Origin of the sequence: Sulfolobus acidocaldarius DSM 639, from assembly GCF_000012285.1 — an archaeon.
GTDB lineage: Archaea > Thermoproteota > Thermoprotei_A > Sulfolobales > Sulfolobaceae > Sulfolobus > Sulfolobus acidocaldarius.
This window is the reverse complement of sequence record NC_007181.1, coordinates 2156221-2175773: the sequence shown is the minus strand read 5'-3', so window position 1 is coordinate 2175773 and position 19553 is coordinate 2156221. Positions and strand designations below refer to the sequence as shown.

General features: G+C 36.8%; 17 protein-coding genes and 1 tRNA gene. 8 read left to right on the top strand and 10 right to left on the bottom strand.

Annotation, left to right across the window (positions count from 1 at the left end; translation table 11 throughout):
- Positions 1-57 precede the first annotated feature (57 nt).
- On the bottom strand, positions 58-948 hold the full coding sequence (locus SACI_RS11260; protein WP_011279113.1) for a 4-hydroxybenzoate octaprenyltransferase: 891 nt from the start codon (positions 946-948) through the stop codon (positions 58-60).
- Positions 949-950: 2 nt separating this feature from the next.
- Entirely contained in the window at positions 951-2522 is a 1572-nt protein-coding gene (gene cimA, locus SACI_RS11255) for a citramalate synthase (protein WP_011279112.1), read from the bottom strand.
- Between the two features lie 61 nt (positions 2523-2583).
- Here cimA and SACI_RS11250 point away from each other — a divergent pair, with 61 nt between their 5' ends.
- Complete coding sequence (locus SACI_RS11250) at positions 2584-3123, top strand: hypothetical protein (protein WP_230937900.1); 540 nt, start codon at positions 2584-2586, stop codon at positions 3121-3123.
- Here SACI_RS11250 and SACI_RS11245 read toward each other — a convergent pair.
- The 5 genes from SACI_RS11245 to SACI_RS12130 form a co-directional block, all read right to left on the bottom strand.
- The gene (locus tag SACI_RS11245) at positions 3120-3926 is read right to left on the bottom strand and encodes an ABC transporter substrate-binding protein (RefSeq protein ID WP_011279110.1); all 807 of its coding nucleotides are present in this window, start codon (positions 3924-3926) and stop codon (positions 3120-3122) included. The two genes, SACI_RS11250 and SACI_RS11245, sit on opposite strands and share 4 nt — an antisense overlap.
- Positions 3907-4734 carry a cobalt-precorrin 5A hydrolase gene (locus tag SACI_RS11240; protein ID WP_011279109.1) on the bottom strand — a complete coding sequence of 276 codons (828 nt, stop codon included), beginning with the start codon at positions 4732-4734 and terminating at the stop codon, positions 3907-3909. Before SACI_RS11240 ends, SACI_RS11245 begins: the two co-directional genes overlap by 20 nt.
- 52 nt (positions 4735-4786) lie before the next feature.
- Positions 4787-6766, bottom strand: coding sequence for a class II glutamine amidotransferase (locus tag SACI_RS11235; protein ID WP_011279108.1), 1980 nt, complete (start codon positions 6764-6766; stop codon positions 4787-4789).
- Complete coding sequence (locus SACI_RS11230) at positions 6763-8901, bottom strand: FMN-binding glutamate synthase family protein (RefSeq protein WP_011279107.1); 2139 nt, start codon at positions 8899-8901, stop codon at positions 6763-6765. The genes SACI_RS11235 and SACI_RS11230 overlap by 4 nt, the downstream gene beginning before the upstream one ends.
- 577 nt (positions 8902-9478) lie before the next feature.
- Positions 9479-9949, bottom strand: a complete 471-nt coding sequence (locus SACI_RS12130; RefSeq protein WP_011279106.1) for a hypothetical protein — start codon at positions 9947-9949, stop codon at positions 9479-9481.
- Positions 9950-10212: 263 nt separating this feature from the next.
- Here SACI_RS12130 and SACI_RS11220 point away from each other — a divergent pair, with 263 nt between their 5' ends.
- The 4 genes from SACI_RS11220 to SACI_RS11205 all read left to right on the top strand — a co-directional run bounded on the left by SACI_RS11220 (position 10213) and on the right by SACI_RS11205 (position 15703).
- A complete protein-coding gene (locus SACI_RS11220) occupies positions 10213-12039 on the top strand; it encodes a type II secretion system F family protein (protein ID WP_230937901.1) in 1827 nt (608 codons plus the stop codon).
- A 168-nt stretch (positions 12040-12207) separates the two neighbouring features.
- Positions 12208-13890, top strand: coding sequence for a type II/IV secretion system ATPase subunit (locus tag SACI_RS11215; RefSeq protein WP_011279104.1), 1683 nt, complete (start codon positions 12208-12210; stop codon positions 13888-13890).
- 85 nt (positions 13891-13975) lie between these two features.
- On the top strand, positions 13976-15559 hold the full coding sequence (locus tag SACI_RS11210) for a hypothetical protein (RefSeq protein ID WP_011279103.1): 1584 nt from the start codon (positions 13976-13978) through the stop codon (positions 15557-15559).
- Positions 15560-15612: 53 nt separating this feature from the next.
- Positions 15613-15703 (top strand) — tRNA-Gly (locus SACI_RS11205).
- Positions 15704-15806: 103 nt separating this feature from the next.
- Here SACI_RS11205 and SACI_RS11200 read toward each other — a convergent pair.
- On the bottom strand, positions 15807-16289 hold the full coding sequence (locus SACI_RS11200) for a hypothetical protein (RefSeq protein ID WP_015385800.1): 483 nt from the start codon (positions 16287-16289) through the stop codon (positions 15807-15809).
- 358 nt (positions 16290-16647) lie between these two features.
- Here SACI_RS11200 and SACI_RS11195 point away from each other — a divergent pair, with 358 nt between their 5' ends.
- Positions 16648-16965, top strand: a complete 318-nt coding sequence (locus SACI_RS11195) for a winged helix-turn-helix transcriptional regulator (RefSeq protein WP_011279101.1) — start codon at positions 16648-16650, stop codon at positions 16963-16965.
- Here SACI_RS11195 and SACI_RS11190 read toward each other — a convergent pair.
- Positions 16957-18009 carry an RsmB/NOP family class I SAM-dependent RNA methyltransferase gene (locus SACI_RS11190; protein ID WP_011279100.1) on the bottom strand — a complete coding sequence of 351 codons (1053 nt, stop codon included), beginning with the start codon at positions 18007-18009 and terminating at the stop codon, positions 16957-16959. The two genes, SACI_RS11195 and SACI_RS11190, sit on opposite strands and share 9 nt — an antisense overlap.
- A 49-nt stretch (positions 18010-18058) precedes the next feature.
- Between SACI_RS11190 and SACI_RS11185 the strand changes: the two genes are divergently transcribed.
- A complete protein-coding gene (locus SACI_RS11185; protein ID WP_011279099.1) occupies positions 18059-18409 on the top strand; it encodes a hypothetical protein in 351 nt (116 codons plus the stop codon).
- Here SACI_RS11185 and SACI_RS11180 read toward each other — a convergent pair.
- The gene (locus SACI_RS11180; RefSeq protein WP_011279098.1) at positions 18377-19087 is read right to left on the bottom strand and encodes a sugar nucleotide-binding protein; all 711 of its coding nucleotides are present in this window, start codon (positions 19085-19087) and stop codon (positions 18377-18379) included. The genes SACI_RS11185 and SACI_RS11180 overlap by 33 nt on opposite strands.
- Before the next feature lie 34 nt (positions 19088-19121).
- On the opposite strand from SACI_RS11180, the gene SACI_RS11175 reads away from it, so the two are divergent.
- The gene (locus SACI_RS11175; RefSeq protein ID WP_011279097.1) at positions 19122-19469 is read left to right on the top strand and encodes a hypothetical protein; all 348 of its coding nucleotides are present in this window, start codon (positions 19122-19124) and stop codon (positions 19467-19469) included.
- The last annotated feature ends 84 nt before the right edge of the window (positions 19470-19553 follow it).

The following is a 19553-nucleotide window of genomic DNA, read 5'->3' as shown; positions in this document are numbered from 1 at the left end:
AAGTGAAGAGGGAACCCGAGGCTGAGAATTAAAGCTCTTATTTTCTACATTACCTGACTACACTATGATGTCTATTATTATACCTATACCCAACACTATCGAAGAGTAAATATTATAGTAGAACGCTCTTCCAAAGTTTCCTCTTGTTGCTGAGTAATATGCATAACCCATTATCAGACCGTGAAGAATTGTGGCTATATAAGCTATTATCCCTAAGTTAAATTGTATATCTCCGAACAGGGCTAGCAATACCGATATGAGCTGATTTAGTCCAGCAAACATTAACGCTCTATCCCCAAGTAAGACTGCAAAACTGTGTAAACCCATTTTTTTGTCAAAGTCCGCATCTGGTATGTGATTGTAAAGATCGAAGCCAACAGCCCAGAAGACAGTCGATATTACGAAAAGCCATGGAATTCCTGTAACTAGTTGTGTAAAAGACTTGGCGTAAAGCCCGAGAGATGCCACAGCGCCGCTGAAAACAGCTAAACCTTGAATAGAAGCTAGATGATAATTTGCAAATGCTGTATATCTTTTCATGTAAGGATAGCTCATTACTATTAGAGCAACTATAGGTGCGAAGATAAGTGCGTACAAGTTAATTAAATAAGCTGTGATAAAGAAACCTATTAAGGAAATCGTAATTAGAAGTTTAGCCTCTCTAACTGTTATCTTTCCTGTAACTAAAGGTCTACTCTTTGTTCTAGGGTTCATTGCATCTATTTCCCTGTCAGCTAGATTATCATTTGTCATTCCTGCAGTCCTGAGGAAGAAAAGTGAGAAAAACATGAGGATTAGTACTTGTATCGGGGGAATTTCCCTTATTGCTAGGAAAGCACCCATGTATGCCATTGGCAGGCTAAAAAACACTTGCTCAATCCTTAAGAAACGCAAATAAATGTAAAGTTTACTTCTACTTTCAGTAGCTCCTCCAGGATCCCACTGCATAATTAGTTATTTATCACTTCACTTTTTATTAGTTTCTCAGTTTGTAAGTAATAGTCTAGCCCATCAATTAACGCAATTACACTAGCCTCTATTACACTGGTTGAGACCCCTTCAGTCCTCCAGTTTTTCTCTCCATCCGTAAACTCTATTGTCACTCTCACCACACTCTCAGTATTCTTTATTTCTCCTGGAAGAATGACTCTGTAATCTGTTAATTTTACCTTGTTTATTTGCGGATATACTTTTTGTAATGCCTTTCTCAATGCAATATCCACTGAGTGTACAGGTCCTACACCTTCAGCAACTTCCAGTTGTCCATTTACCTTAACTATTGCAATTGCTAATTCTTTCTCGTTCATCACTTTCCAATATTCCACTTTTATTAAGTCTCTATACATACCTAGATCCCTAAGGGCAACCAGCACAGCCGATGCCGGTGCTAGGTCAAAACTATACCCTCTGTTCTCTAGTTCTTTTATTCTCTGCACAGCATTCCTCACTCTAGGATCTTTTTTGTCAACCTTTATTCCCAATTTTTCCAAATAATAAATCACATTAGAGGAGCCTGCGACTTCTGAAATGACAAACCTTCTATTATTTCCAACCAATGTAGGATCTATATGTTCATAAGCTCTTGTAACTTTCATGACCGCATCTGCATGAACCCCTGCCTTGTGTGTAAATGCGAAGTCTCCCACATAAGGTTGATATGGATTGGGATGTACTCCGATTATTTCATATACTACTCTTGAGACTTCCTTTAGCTTCTTTAAGCTCTCATTTCCCTTAAGTGAATTTAATCCTAATTTCAGCATAATATTGGGAATTACTTGTATAAGATCTGCATTTCCTGTCCTCTCTCCTATTCCATTTATAGTTCCCTGTACATGCCTAGCCCCTGCAACAACCCCCATTACAGTATTTGCCACAGCACCACCAGAGTCGTTATGCATATGAAGACCGATTTTGACCTTTACATGGTTCACTACATCCTTAGTTATGTTGTAAACCTCATGGGGTAATGTACCACCATTAGTGTCACAGAGCACTATAACATCTGCTCCAGCCTCCTCAGCAGTCTTCACGGCTTTAAGAGCGTATTCCCTGTTCTCTTTATAACCCTGGTAGAAGTGCTCAGCGTCATATACAACGCGCAAACCATGAGATTTAAGATAATTTACACTGTCATATATTATATCAAGATTTTCCTCTAATGATATCTTTAATACATCGGTAACGTGAAGAGACCAGCTTTTTCCGAATAAGACACCTACATCTACATCTGCTTTTATTATAGAATTTAGACTCTGATCCTCCTTTGCTGTACTCTCCTTCTTTCTAGTACTGCCAAAGGCTGCAATTCTAGCCTTAGTTAACTTATACTTCTTTATTTCCTTAAAGAATTCTTCATCTTTAGGATTTGATGAAGGCCATCCTCCTTCTATATAGTCTACCCCTAATTCATCTAAAAGTAGGGCTATCCTAATTTTGTCGTTTAATGTAAACGATATGTTTGCTGTTTGTGCTCCATCCCTTAGAGTTGTATCTAATACCTCAACAGATTTCGTAAACACCGGACATAGGTAAAATACTATAGATAAGATTTTTAAGCTTTAACTTATTTCTGCAGTACGTGTGAATATATATTTATTAATTCTTGTGATAGGTGTAATTATTATCTTTTCAACTCTAGCAATGTATCTGCTGATGCCATTTTATTTACCATATTATAGTATAATTTCAAAAAATTTAATTAGTAATCAATATATATTAAATATCCCACCCAATACAACGTTGGTCCTCAAGAACGTGACATTAGACCAAAACAGTTACAGTATTGAGGTAATTACAAACTACTCTAACACTAACGTTATTATCGTGAATCCAGATGGTGTAGCTTACAACAACACAGGGTATATAATTTATAATCCACAGTATCCAGGGAATTACACGATAAAACTAGGGAACCCTTCAGATTCACAGATTACTGTCAGGGTTAACTATGCCGTACTACCCTCTTACTATATATCTTCATTCTATTCTCTTTCAGGTATCATCTCTACCTTTTTGGAGGTTTTATTCGTAATTGGAATTATTGTGTCTGGTTATGGGTTAATTAAGATTATATCCTCAAGGAGAACTAAGCCTAAACCAGAGAAGAGAATTAGAAACTAACAAGGGATAACGCTATGCAGAAATTTAACCCCATCAGTAATAAAACTCGGACCTTGGTGAGCTAAGAAGTCTCCCACTGTAAATACTACTTTTTCCTTGAATTTTCCCAATCCTCTCTTCTCGATGTAGTTCAGAATTCTCTCCTTCTCGTAATCAGTGAGTCTTTTAGGTTCATATACTATGAGATCGGGATTTCTCTCTATTACATCATTATCATTGGGGGTGAAGTATGCATCTGAAATATCGTCAAAGATGTTTTCACCACCTACCAAGTTAATCGCATCACTTACATGTGTCGCATATCCACATGAGATTGGTCCTCCTAAATCAAATTCCACATATATCTTTGGTCTTTTATTGGTTAGTCTTCTATAACCCATTAGGTATAAGAGTAGTGATTGGTATAATTCTCTCCCGACATTATGTGCATTGACAACTAATGAGACCAGGATCACATTATTCAATATCCTAGACACAGATGTGGCTACACCCAAAGGATAAACGTTGAAGTTTCTGTCAATTAGTTTTCTGGTCAGTTCCTTTTGCGCTCCCATGGTTGTAAATACGATGTCTGGTTTTAGTTCCTCAAGTAGATTAAGGTTAACGTGAGTATAACTTCCTATCTTCAACTTTCTTTTAGCTTCAGAAGGTCTGTAACTAAATGCGTCAGTTGCAATTACCTTTTCACCGAAACCTAGCATAAATAGTGTTTCTGTGGCTGCAGGGTCTAAACTTATTATTCTTTCAACTCTATCAGGTAAAGAGAGGTAATCGTCAAGCACTTCATTGTATACCCTTCTCAACCTTTACGACCCCTAAGCATGTTTCCAATCCAAAAGCCCTCTTTACGCCTTTAAGTAGAATTTTACCCCCGTACTGGAGGAGCATACTTTCACAGGTGTCCCCATAAATCGTGAACAATTCAGCCCCTAATAAGGTTGATATATTTATGATGTTTCTATCCTTCACGGGAGAGACTATTACGTCTACTCTGTCATTAAGAATGTAAATTGATTTCAAGGTTAATCTAATACTGTACAAGATGACCTCAGGGGGAATAGTAGAATAATACTTTAGGCCCATGACCACCTTGTACGGTTTGAGCACAAGTGAGTTACAGTCATAATCCCCCACGACAATATCAGCGCTACATGGTTTTTCGACGCTGGAATATCCTTCCGGAAGTATAATCTTCTTATCATAGTAGACTGTGAGTTTACTGCTTTTTAGTATCTTTTTATTCAGCTCCTTAACTTTTTCAGAGTTCGTCCAATATAATCCATTCACCCAGGAGAACTCTTGCACACTATAAACTCCCTTTTCTGCCATCTTAGAGGTCAATATAAGGTTACCCCCTATCATATCAGATATCAGAGATGCTATTAGGGATACTCCAGACTCCTCCCTGTTTACGGGAATAACATATTCACCATTCTCTGTGACTAAGATGACTGGTTTGTTTGCAAATTTTATAGCTCTAGATAAGGGACCAACTACAACTCTTAGGTTTTCACTTTCATTTACTATGAAATATCCAATCTCATTTAGCAATTTTATAATCCTATCTGCTAGAGAGCTATTCCCTATAACCCTAATTTTATTATAGTACAATTTGTATATAATATTGCGTTTATGAGATAAAAACTTAGTGTAGGTTAAATTACTATTTTTTACTTCTAGATTTTATAACGGTAAACTTCTCCTTTAGATACTCGGTGTAGTCTCTCCCCATGTCCTGTGAGAATTCTTTAATTACTCCAAATAACTCCTTGAACTCCTCTTCGTTTAACTCCCTGTATTCGTACTCTGGTATACCAATCTTTTCCTCAAATAATCTCTTAGCATATTCCTTTGCTTTGTCCTTCAGCGAGTCCATTACTTCTATGTAATACTTATCCTTTAATGACGAGAATTCCTCTTCGCCAATATATCCTTCCACCAGTAATGCCTTCAAGAAGTTGAGTACCTCTTGCCTAGTGGGTTGTATACCTATCCTTGAAGGAGACACTCTTCCTCTTATGTATATTCTTCCTCCTACCATACCTGATCCTACATAATTACCTACGGGTTCTCCCTTCACGTTAGTGCCTAGTACAACTATAACACCGCCTGCCATGTACTCTCCTAGGTAATCATCTACAAATCCGCCGATTACTAGGTATGGTCTCCTGTCCTTGTATTCTCTCATTTGAATACCGACCCTGTTTCCTGCATTTCCTTTCACAAATATCCTTCCATTTTGAAAAGTCTGAGCTAAAACGTCCCTGGCATCACCGTAAATTACAACCTTTCCACCGTGCATTGTATCTCCACAGTCATCAGATACATTTCCATAAACGTAAAATTCGTTATCTTCATTAAGGTTTGCAAAAACATTACCTACTATACCGTAAAGGTTAATCCTTGCGTTATGGACACCTAGTCTCTTAAAGTTTATGCCTATGTATCTGTGACCAGTCACATTTGCTACAGTAATTTCCTTTTTACCCTTCTTCGCTACCTCTGCTATTACGTAGTTTAACTCTTTATAATTAAGGTTTCTAGCGTCAATGTCATAGTGTTCAGGTATAAATACTGGAGGTGGAGAGAATGAGTGTACTCTCTCCTCGTCTCTGCCATATGAGATTATACCCCTGTTTAAGGAAGCCATGAAATAGGAACCTGGTTCTAACGTCCAAACTCTGGCATTGGGGCTTATCTCTCTTATTTCATTCTCCTCGCTTGCTACATAATAGTAATTTTCGTCCTCACCCACAATTGCTGGTCTGAATTTAGCTCTATCGGCAATTGCAATTAAGTACAAATCGTCTCCTGAATCATAGCCGATAACTGCAGTAAATGGTCCGTCTAACCTAGCGTTCCTGTACGTGTAGTCCAGAGATGGGTCTATTACATTCAGCCTTCTTGATGGGTTTACCATTATCTTAACTACTTCCTCAATAGAGAAACCTTCACTTAACAACTCTTCAAATAGGAAAGCGATAACTTCACTATCCGTGCCCACAAATCCTTCCCATCCCCTTTCCTTTAAAAACTCCAGATTCGCACCAAAAGAGCTTATATCACCGTTATGAACTATTGCAACGTTAAAAGTAGAGAATGGGTGAGACCAGTATGGAAAGTGACCTGGAGAATTTGTAGGCTGTCTTGTATGAGCTAGCCATAAATCACCCTCTAACTTCTCCACATCATACATCTTAGAAATGTCCTTTGGGTAACCAACTCCTTTGAACACGCTCAGTGAGGAACCAATGCTGTATATTCTACCTCTTCTTCCTTCTTTGCTACCCCAAATTATTTCATTAATGTTTCTGAAAGCCTTTCTGGCTTTGGTTACGTCATCAATAACAACTTCAAAATTGCAGTCACAAATCTCTTCATTGATGTAGTTCAACTTTGAATCTTTTATTTTAAGACCCTGGGACTCCAGTAGTGATTTTATCTCATTAGCATCCTCTTCACTAAAAGCCCTTATCGTGTAAACATTCTTCTTGTGTAGATTGAAGACAGCAAAACCTGCACCCCTATCGCTTCCCCTATACCTTACTTTTTCTATTGCTCTTACTACCGAGCCTCCCTGTATTTGCTCAGCATGTCTTTTTCTTAAAATACCTAAAACTCCACAACCAGAAGGGTGAATCATAGGGAACCAGCCACTCTGATCCTGAGCCTTTTAAGGATGTACGAGTTTAGATTTACAGCTCTAAGTAACTCCCTATTTCCAAGTAAAGTGGATTGGACACTGTAAACTCCTGCTGCACCTGCCAATAGGGCAATTTCCTTTTTGAAACCCGCAACTAAATTAAACGCTTTATCCTTTAGGGAGCTACGGCTTCCCTCTCCGATTGCCACATCCAAGATCTTATGACTCATTATAACTGAATCTGCACCTAAGCCCACTAACTTAAATGCATCTCCAGAGTCTCTTAATTTGGAGGATTTAGCTAAGATGTCAAATCTTCTTCTCACTCCCAGTTCCTTCAACTTAGTATCAACGTCTGAGATAACTATTTCGAGATCTTCTCCACCTAAATCCTCATCAATTATAAACCCAGGTACACCCTTAAGCTCAACAACTTTCTCTACAGCTTCAGGATTGGAAGGTAGTCTAATGTAATACCCAAACTTATACTCATCACTCCAGTTTAGAGCCCCTCTACCATCTAGACTTATGGAAACGTCTTTATACTTAGGGTTTGTCTCTGTTGTGAATATTGCAGAGCTCAATGCTAAGGATGCCCAACTTAATGCCTCTTTTGTATCTTCATCAGCTTCAGTAATGTCAAAGATTATAGGGAGTGATAAATAGAATCTACCATGATTTAAGTAGAAGCTTGTGTCTATGTCTTCCCTGTACGGATCAATAGAAGGTCTAGTAACCTGGGCACCGTCAGACCTAATCCAGTCTAATATTCTAGCAGGTTTTTCCACATCAGGTGGTGAGGTACTCCCCATACTCGTTATTACCGGATCTCCCTTGTTTATTAGTTCGTGGAGATAAGCCTTTCTCCTCTTGGTCCACAACTCTCCTAGTTTGGGCGGAAGTTCCTCTTCCTCCCCCTCAATACCTAGTACCTCCAAGGTCTCCCTGGACAATCCTTTACCGACCAATAGATCCTTCCTACCCTTCAGATTCCTCAAATCAGTCATACCTAAGTTGTCCAATATGTTAGCTAGTTCTAGAGAGAATCCCCTTACAAAATTCGTCAGAACTTTAACACCGAACTCTGTCTCAAACATCCTAGTCCCATCTATCTTATTGGTGAGTGCAGTTGGACAAGAGCCAATATGGCACTTATGAACCATCACACACCCCATTGCTATCAAAGCTCCAGTACCAACGCTGACCACATCTGCACCTAGTGCAATTAGTTTGGCTGCATCTGTAGCATTCGCAATCCTTCCTGCCGCTATAACAGTGAAATTATCCCTCATTCCCTGTGCCTTAAGTACTTTATCAGAAATTGCAACTGCGAGCTCTATTGGTATCCCTAAATTATCTCTGATCACTGTAGGTGTTGCCCCTGTCCCTGCCCCATGCCCATCAATAATTACACCATCTGCACCCATCCTGGCTATTCCTGAGACAATGTAAGGTATGTAGTTTGTGGCAGCCACTTTAACAAATACAGGTTTACCTGTTGCCTCTTTCAATGCTTCAATTCTCTGCCCTAGATCTTCTATAGAATAGATGTCGTGATGGGGAGCTGGAGATATTGCGTCTATTCCAACAGGGATCCTTCTAGTTAGGGATATTGGGTCAGTCACTTTACTACCAGGTAGATGACCTCCTATACCTGGTTTAGCTCCTTGTCCTATTTTTATTACTATACCAGCACCCTTCATTAACACATCTATGTCAACACCAAAACGTGCAGATGCCCATTGGACAAAAATCCTTTTTGACTTGCCCACCTCAGGATGTAACCCCCCTTCACCTGTACCAGCTAAAGTTTCTGTTATATCTGCAACTCTTGCTATTGCTATATTTGGATTTCCACTCAAAGCTCCGTAAGACATATCACCTAGGTAAAGGGGTGCCGAGACGGGTATTCCAGCAACACTAGTTGAAATTGCAGATGAAGGGGAGTCGGAAATTAGGGTGTTCTCCTTTTTGAAATGTATCCTATCTAATACTCTTAGTGTGTCATAATGTGGAAATATCTTGTAGGGCTTTCCTGTTAAAGCCAGTCTCCTAATGTGATCTATTCTATCAGCTGTCCAAAACTCACTATCTGTCTGCCTCGGTATTGGTATATAGTTCTTTACAACGAGCAATCGTGGTCGCTAGATACTAATACAAGTTAATTACTATATATATTTTTAGTAGGATTAAGTTCGAACTTCAAAGTAGTGAGAAGTGCGAACTAAGGATAAGTTTAACCGTAAAGAACCTTCCGATTATAGCATAATTTACTTCGTTATTGTTAACCATTTACGTTTTAAGTCAGTATTACTTAATATAAAATAATTTAGAAGGGGTTTAAATGAACAATGTTAATGAAGAGACAGCGATCTATTATAAAATTTTACCTGAGCTTAGTCTGCTATTTAAATCTCAACCCCTTAGGAATGATATTTTTTATTTATTACGACTAAAAATAGTTTTGTAAGAATTTTAAAAACTTTAACTATCATATTCACCTTTATTTTAGTATAATAAACTTGTATACAGTTTAATATAACTTAAGTAAAATTGAAAATTTTCCAATACAGTCTTAGTATATTTTGGATTAAGATTAAATGAATGTTTATGGACTAAAATTAAAACTCCTTATACATAGTATAATTAAATATTTAGGGGAGTAGTATAAAAAAGAATAAAACTTATAAAAATGGGATATTGTTTATTATCTTATCCTTGGTATATCAGTGTTGCTGGAGCTCCCTGTCCGTTAGAGAAGTAAATTGTAGCTGTGTATGATGCACCTGGAGAGAAGTTGGGTTTACCACTAGCAGGTGTTACTTCGAAAGTTATAGGTTGTGTTCTACCGGCAGGGATAGAAGGAGCAGTACCATTTATATTGAAGGGCTGTCCATTAATATTAATACTTGTTACACTAATACTTGTGGTTCCAGTATTCTTTACTGTAATTGTTATATTATATATAGTACGTGATGAACCACTTGCTGTACTATTAGTTATAGTACCGCTTCCAAGAACTTGAATACTTCCCTGGTTTGATATTCCTGGTATTAGACCGAAGGCAAATAGTACTACTGCTATTGCTATTATGACACCTGCTATTACTAGAATTAATGCTACTATAGCGCCAGATAATGCCCTCATATTCTTTTTCTTGCTCTTCTTTACCTCTATATTCATATATTGTCACACTAAAAGTAGGGTTTTGGTATTTAATTTTTTCTCTTCTTGAAAGCACGTATATTACTAGCCTAAGTGAAATGGGTGCTATCAAAAAAGCGTAAAAAGGGTAGAAATTAATTCGGTTATTAAATATATTTAGAATATCCTAAAGTAATACTATTCTCTGTCTAAAGCCATAAAGATGAGCTTATTTTCATAGATTTAAGTTTTAGACTTAACTTAATTTATATACTTTTACTGTGTGAATATACATGAGTAGGATGAGTAAGGATAAGAAGTCCTCCTCTAACGTTAACATTCCTTCAATATATTTACTATTTTACCATACACCAGTTGTCAAAAGATTAGCTGGTTATTTCGATAAGAGGCTTCTAACTTCTAGAAACCCCGAAGATCCTAAACTGTTCGCCAGCAGGCTGTTCCTCATTTTGCTTGTATGTATTGTCTTAGCTGTTATGTTTATTTCTTTTGCTCTAATAATTTTCCTTAGATTTTATAGAGTTACACTTTTACCAGCATATCTAGCTCTTTCATTAGTTATGTTGTTTCTTGGAGTTATAATCCCCCCCATAGCTTATCTTATATCTATTCTTGATATATCCCAGAAAATAGATAAAATAAAGAATGGGGTAGACGCTGAATCGTTCTCATTTGCTACACTATTCGTGATATTTCTTAAGTCTGGTCTGTCTCCAGTCCTCTTGTTTAGGAAATTGGAGGGATCTAAGGCATTTTCGTTTGTCCAAGATATTGTAGTTTATGTCAACAGAAGAGTTCAGTACTTAAGCGAGAGTATTGAGCAGGCTTTGTTAAAGGCTATGGACATTAATCCGGGTAAACTATTTAACGACTTTATGCTAGCTTATGTTACCGCAATAAGGACTGGGGCTCCTGTGATTGAAACTATGGAAGCAAAGTTGAAGGACCTATCTAAACAGTTTTCGTTAGCAGCAAATTTAGCTTCAGATAGACTTCAGGGAGTCGCAGAATCATATGTGGTTTGGTTGTCATCTGGGTACATAATGTTGTATCTCGTTCTGATAATGGGTGCTATATTACCTTTCGTTGGTAACTCCAGTTCCTTGTTGACTGTTCTTGGTCCTGTAGTAGTATTGGTAGTACCTATGGTTAATTTACTCTTTGTCTACATGGCAGACTCTTTACAACTGAAATTCCCTGAGACTCAGTCTAGCGCATATAAGATATTTTACATTTCATTACCGATAGGACTGGTTGTAGCTTTCCTGATAATGATATTTGAACATCAGATAGTATACTTTATAACTCTTTCAGGTGGTCTCCAGAATGTCTTCCCTGTATCAATTGCTCTTTTAATAGGTTTATTGATAGCTTCAGCACCTCCCGCATTTTTCTACCAGAAGGAGATGAGAGAAAAGAGTGGATTTGAGGAATATGCTGTGAAGTTCCTCAATGCAATATCTGAGGGTCTGTTGGCTGGTCTTACTTTTGAGAGTATAGTTACTAGACTGAAAGACGCTCAGGAAATGGGTAAGTTCAGGGAAGTTTTAAGAAAGGTTGATGGTTATCTGAAGTTAGGCTACCCTCTAACGATAGCTCTTAAAAGAGGTGCTGATTCGATTAATGAGTTCACCAGTAGAATAGCTCTTTACACTCTTTCAGATATGATTGAGATTGGCAGTATGACACCTGACAACGTTAGAGCCCTAGCTGATCAGATAAATAGTCAGTTGGTAGTCAGGAGGGAATATCAAGGTAAGGTAAAACCACTTATCGCTACTCCATATGCAGGTGTCTTGGTATCCTTGATTGCTACATTCCTTTTAGCTAGTGGTATTTTAAGCATGCTGAATTCTGGAATAGCTGTTTACGGACCGATAGCCACTGGTTTAGTTTCTATCCCACAAATTATATTTATTACTGCAATTTCGGGCATATTAAACGCATTTCTAGCGGGTTTACTAATAGGTAAAATAGGATATGGTAAAGCCTCTGCAGGGTTTATACATGGTATAATACTGATGATAGTGGTTACACTTACAATTTTCGCATTTGTGGAGTTAAGAATTTCAATAGTGCCTAACTTCCATTCTAACATAAGTTTCTGAACAACTAGATAAAGTTAAATATTTTTTATAATTTTTGAAGATGGAGATTGGAAACTTTTCAATCATTTTTTCATTCTTTTCCAATAAACTAGTTGTTTAGCTCGAGGTTAACTTATAGAAGGTGAAAAAGCTTATATAATTTGAAATTTTAAATATATATAAAGCACTATGGCACTTAGTAAATTTACTCGAAAATCTAATAAAGATTTGGAAGAGGTATCTCAGTACAAGATTCCGGCTACACTCTACCCTCTGACCGGGATTCCAGAAGAAGTACTCAATATCTCGTCTGAGTATGAGGTGGATATATTATCTCAAATTCCCAAAGAACTAGTTGATCAGCTGAATAATTCAGGCATAGAAATGAAAATTCCTAATCCCCACGTCTTTATTTACTTTGATAATGATAAGGGAGTCCACAAGTACGTTCTTGTTGAACCTCCACTAGAGGAGAAGTCGTTCGTTATTTATAAATTACTTATAAAATATCTTGAAAGGCAGTTCGTAGGAAAGCATTTTGACATAGGAGCTAGCATTAGGGACTTTTCAAATATATATAGAGATTATGTGATAGAGGGCTCCCGTGGTGATTATACAGTCTTAAAACCTGAAGCTAGGGTAGCTCTGTATCATATTATACGAAACTTGTTAGGTTATAATGTATTTACACCACTTTTAGCCGACTACAAAGTTGAGGATATATCTGTGAATGGACTAAATGTCCCCATATATGTCTACCACAGGGACTATGAATATATTCCAACTAATATAATATTTCAGAAAAGAATGTCCGTATTGAATGAAGAGGTTGATGGAGAGGAGTTCCTTAACCAGATAACAATGAGATATATATCGCTATCAGGAAGATCAATATCTATTGCAAGCCCTATCTCAGACGGTATGTTGCCTGCAGGAGATAGAATAGCAGCTACATACGGAAGAGAGGTCAGCGCGAAGGGTACTTCGTTTGTGATAAGGAGATTCTCAGAGAGCCCAATAACTGTATTACACTTAATAAAGCAAGGCGTGATCTCAGCAGATTTAGTTGCATACTTATGGTATGCTATAGATTTGAAGATGTCGTTCATGGTGATAGGTACTACTGGAGCAGGAAAGACCACTGTACTAAACGCACTATTGAACTTGGTTAAGGATACCATGAAGATAGTTAGCATAGAAGATATACCAGAGTTGAAGTTAGCTAGGGACAATTGGGTCCAGCTTTACACTAGACCAGTATTTGGTGCTCTCGGAAAGGAGATTACGCTAATGGACTTACTTAAGTTATCGCTGAGATATAGACCTGACATAATAACTGTTGGTGAGATTAGAGGAGAAGAGTCCTATGTACTGTTCCAGGCTTTAAGTACTGGACACGGTGGAGCTACTACTTTCCACGCATATGACCCAGAGTCTGCAATAAAGAGGTTAATGAATGAGCCCCTAAACATACCCAGGGATTGGATTCCCATGATGAATGTTGTTTTAACTGTTAGGAGAATACCATTTGGTCTCTCGTTCAAGAGAAGAGTTGTGGAAGTCGATGAAGTTGTTTCATATAACAAGCTAAAGAAAGTTGGTAGTTGGGATCCTAATAATGATTCTCATACATTTGATTTAAGTAAGAGTGAGGTATTAAAGAGTAGAATTGAGGAGATTGGACTTAACTTAGATATTGTAGGAGATGAGATAAAGAGAAGGGCGAATTACCTTAAAATGTTATCTGATATAAAGCAGATATTAGATAGACCAGATGCCTATGTCTTCGTTAAGAAGTATATAGTATTATACTCCATAAAACCTGATGAAGCAATCAAGGAAGTTCAAAGAATGAGTGTTGCTAAAGTATAACCTAATCTTATTTTTAACATTAGTTAGGATGCAAATATTTTTATTTTTGGTTCTCATATATTCCAACTAAATTTAAGGGAGGATTATGTCAGCTCTCATGAGGTTAAGGAACTATTATTATTACTTATTTGTAGTTGTAGGTATTATCCTCATAGTATTTTTTATAGCTTTCCGCTCAAGACCAGGGTTTTTCTTGATAGCACCAACAATGTTAGGGGCTGGTATAGGTTTATTGGCTGCTGGCGTTATATTGACTCTAAATAGCTTCCTAAAATTCAAGAAAACTATCCAAATGGAAGGAGATAGTGATAACAGCATTATCGCATTCCTTGCTGATCCTAAGAACTTATTTGAACAGGCTAAGAGCAGATTTGGTTCCTTTACGTTATCTACAAGGTATTTTGCTATGATAGGAGATGTGCTTTACAAAAACAGGACTCTTATATATTTGATGATAATAGATGGAAGAGAGTATGCGAAACTATACATAACAGTTAAAAATAGAAGGGTTACGTTCAACTTAGACTACAAGGGACCTAAGTTATCCGAGTTGAAGGATTACCTTTCTACTTCCATATCTAAATTAAGAAGGAGAAGGGTTCCGTCCAATGTTAGAATACCTGCCTACGTAACGGATTTTGACGATATGCCTAAGGTAGCTCCTGTTTCTGAGAAAGTTAAGGAATATGAGAAATTGTTAGAGGAGAAATACAACGTATACCCACTTTATCTATTATTTGTTGGGTGTATGGCTAATTACGATGAGATAGGTGTCTTGGGTTTTCTTGAGTATCTGTATAAATATGGTGATAATCTCACTGACGTCTCCCCAAGGGTCAAGATTGTTGACAATGTATGTTGTGGATTCAATAAGTACATATCTGGTGATTTGAGTGGTGCACGCAATGATGTGGCATATATTGAAAAATTGCTTGAAAATAACAGTGCTGAGGGAATTTACTTCCTATGCCCAGAAGGTTTTTACGTTTATACAAGGTTTGGAGGTAAAAAAGGTTTCTTCGGATATGATGTCATAAAGCCCTATGTTAGGGACAAGGTTTATGGATGTACTTGGGCTAAGAAAATAGGAGTTGATGTTGATTACCAAATAACCCACAAAACCACCCAGAAAGAAGGAGAGGCTAAATCAGTCTGTCCATTTATAACATACAAATTGGGAGTTCTCTCTGTCTATACTAGGAAAGTCATTGAAGTAAACATAGGAAATCTAGATAAGATATTAGTGGATGAGGTTCTGAACTCAATAAATACTGCGTCTTTGAATTCAGCTAAAGAAATAGCTAGCAATCTTTCTGCATTAAAGACAGGGAATCCAGACTACTTTGTTAAACTAGTTAGCCCCATAATAAGGAAGAAGTTTATAGAGAATTTTAGACAATCATTGAAGGAATATGAGACGTGGATAAAGTCATTAGATCCCATGTTCCTCAAGACGATTGTAAGTAAGGTTTATGAGATGAGCGAGAAAACATTGGATGAGGAAAAGATAGATAATCTAGTTAAACTAATCGGCAAGAACGCTTCATATGAGAACAGGGAGATAGCTGGAAGTGACGAATTTGTAAAGTATCTAAAGATAGCCCTAAAGAGTGTGGTTGAGCCCAAACTAATTCAGAGTCTATTCGATGAGTTATTAGTAAATGGATGAAAGAAAGTTTTACGGAAAAAGTTTTTTAAACCTACAAGTCAATTAATTATCTCGCGGCCGTCGTCTAGTCTGGATTAGGACGCTGGCCTTCCATCAGTCAGGGAGGAGAGCCAGCAATCCCGGGTTCGAATCCCGGCGGCCGCATTAAAAATATTGTTGGACTGTCGTAAGAAAGTGTTTTAACAAAATGTGTAAAACGGGCGAAGGGAAGAGAAAACTTAGAACTAAAAAATTATTAAATATGTTTTTACCCTTGATATATTAGCGTTGTTGGTGCACCTAGACCATTAGAGAAGTATACAGTAGCTGTGTATGTTTGACCAGATGAGAACACTATTGATGATGTGGGGGTCGCAGTTATGGTTAATGTCTCTGTTTTTCCTGGTCCTACTTGTTCCATAGGATTGTTAGGATTGTAAGTTATATTATTGATCTTGTTTATTGTGAAGCTAATACCAGCTATATTAATGCTAGTTACTGAGACGTTAAAATTAGAGGCTGTATTTCTAACAGTTATAATTATATTGTATTGACCTGAACCCGCCTGTTCAATAGCACCAGTTCCAACTACCTGTGCACTACCTTGATTAGATATGGCTGGGATCAGACCAAACGCAAACAGGACTACTGCAGTAGCTATTATGACTCCTGCTATTACCAAAATTAAAGCCACTATTGCACCGGAAAGTGCTCTGATCCTTCGTTTATCATATCTATAACGTGATATCATGGTAATCTTATTATACAAACTATTACAAACTTATAAAATTAACTATTATCTTCCACTTATATCTACATATTACATTTTATCAAGAGAGAAAATAGTCTTAAGAGTTTTATTGTTTTACGGTTTTATAATGTAGTGAATACTAATTGTATAAAATCTTACAAATGTATACAAGTAATTAGAATTTTGATAATAATTGTATATGAAAATAACTAAATATAAAATTTTAATAGATTCAACTAATCCTAAATCTAGTTACACAGTATAAAATAACTTATACGTCGTTGCGTGTAAAAAGTCTGAAAGGTTTAGTGTCTTTAGTGCAAAGACATTTACTTATAGGTATTATAAGCTTAAATGAATGATTAAGATAGATGTAAATATGAAGTCTGACGAAGTATGTCCAGTGATAAAGGCTATAAGACTTATTGGTAGTGAAAATAAGTTAATTGTACTTTATTATCTTTTTGACGAAGGGAAAGGTTTCAATGAACTTATCAGGTTAACTAAATTAAATTCCAAGACTCTCTCCAAGACGTTAAAGGATCTGGAGGAAAGTGGTATCGTCTACAGGAAAGTCATAGGAGATAGACCTTTTAGAGTAAAGTATGAGCTAACGGATAAAGGAGTGAAGTTGAAAGGAATATTTGAAGAGCTACGGAAATGGATTTCAGACTGATAATTTAGTTATGAAGAACCCTTCTGTATCATGAAGATAAGGAACAAATCTGACTCCGTTTTTGACATCGAGACCGAAGCTTAATGGTCTCTGTGTAGTATAATCATTTACTATAAGTTCTCCCTCTTCCATAAACATTGAACATGTAGCATAAATGACTTCATCCCCAAGTTTAACCGCATTATTCAATAGTTTCCTTTGCTGGTCTGCATAATGTAAAACTTTTTCCCTAGTTAGTCTCAGGAGAATTGTTGGTTCATTCCAAATGGCACCTGAAGAAGAGCATGGCGCATCTAGTAGAACTTTGTTTACTTTCCTTTTGATGGCAAGAGATGAAGAGTCTACCAGCAAGAGCTCTAATCTATCAACATTTACACCGAACTTTTTAAATAGTAGCCTTTCCTTCTCAAGCCTTTCTTTGTCCACATCAGCTACAATTAGTTTTGCCTTATTTTCGGTAAGTTGCATAATCTGTGAGACCTTTATACCTGGAGCTGAGGCTAGGTCCAATATATGGTCATTGGGTTCTGGTTTTAGTGCCTCTACCACTGCCATACTCGCCTTGTCCTGTACAATAATTTTGTTTTCCTTAAATTCTGTCGTGTTAGTTATGTTATCTAAAGTTTTATACGCATAGGGAATGTCATTATCTTTTTCCACATCAACTCCTTTGTCATTGAGGTTCTTAATCACCTTCTCCTCGTCTGCTATTAATGTATTTACTCTGAACCATGTAAATTTTTGTTTATTCATTAACCAGTATTTTAATGAATTTACATCATAGATCTTACTCAACTGTATTTCCATCCATTCTGGGAATTTAACCTCGTATTTACCTCTGAGGAATTCTTTTACTTTTTTTCTTCTGGTCTTAAAAGTTAACGAGTAATAGGATAATATTAATTTTTTACTTAATTCATAAGCTTCATTATAGTTTATTTTTCTATACCCTCCAAAGTTTTTGGCTCTTTTAAACGCTACAGGTAATGGGTAACCTTTCTCTACATAGAATAATACTCTACTGAGGAGAAGTTCTAAACTCATACTATCCAATTTGACAAACTTATTTAAGTAACCGAGCTGACTATACTGTGTGAGAATAGAAAAATTGGAGAATAAGTATATTGATGCTGTATATTCCATTCGTGAATCGAAAAGCTTTAGTGAGCTATTGAGTAGATCTAGTGAATCACTAGTTTTGTTAATTAGGTTACTCTATAAGAGTGGCTTTAGAATGCCAAGAAAATTAGGTATAGAGATAACTAAATTCCTCTATACAGGTGAATCTGAGCATTTATTTAATGCCGTAGAGATGATGAGAAGTTATGCAGTGAGAGTTAAGTTTCCAAGAGTTGACTTTTACCTACAGACTTTTGTAACGGAGATTGATATAACTTTGAAGAAGGAGAGACTAGCTCCTAGGATTGAAGCCCAAGCTCTTTAATAGCCATGTGTCAAGAGAGAAGTCAAAATACTTACCTTCAAATGGAATGACTTCCACATCCATGGATTCTCCTATATCCCTACATACTTCAAACATACTCCTTCTCTTTCCCGCAACATTCACTACTCCTTTGATACCCTTCTTTATTAGACCAGCTGTGATTTCAGACGCTTCATTTAATGTTATAGGCGATACATAGAAATTTGTATTACACTTAATTATTCTCTTCTTTAGGGAAGCTTTGTATAAATAGTAGGCTATACTGTGGTAGTTAAAAGATGTCACTAGTCCTAGCCTGATGATTAGATAGTTACCCAGTGACATTATTCCCGATTCACCAACAAGTTTTGTTAGTCCGTAATAGTTTAGAGGTGTGGGTGTAGAAGTTTCACTATAGTACCCTTTTTTACCGTCAAATAGTAGAAACGTTGACAGATATACGTTTGTGATTCCAATCTTATTTGCACTTCTGGCTATATTTATTGCATGCCACGTATTAATGTTCCACGCTAAGGCTTTGCTGGAATTTGCCTCATCATAAGGTATTTCGTAAGTGTGTATCACAACGTCTGGTCTCTCCTTTATTACTCTATCACCAGCTGATAATACTACTATCTCGTCAAAGAATTTCCCAATACTCTTGACAAACTCTCCTTCATCTGTTACTCCAACTTTCACAAGATATATTTGCTAACCAAGATAAATAACTAATATGGAGGTCATTAAGGAGTTTGTAAAGTTATCGGGGGGAAAAGACGATGATGTGAGTATACTTTTGGCAAGTTGGGAGGATAAAATTACAGATATTAAACCTACAGATACAGGTTTAGTGGACAAAGTTGAGGGGAGAGTTCTGTCCTTGTATGTATATAGAGGAGGAATGTGTATTCTTTTACATAAGCCCACGGGACTATATTTGTTGTTATATGCGTTGACATCATTGGAGTTGTCAACAATAATGTATGTGGTAGAGAGGGAGATTAGACCCGATCAAGATTTTGTATCCCTAGTTTACGAGTACTTGGATCTGAAGGACAAGGGTAGACTTGGTAAATTGTAGTGACTACTACTTAAGTAATAATAAGATCTAGTAGGTATAACCATGTTGTTTATAGTGATTTAAACCGCTTTAATTGACTTAACA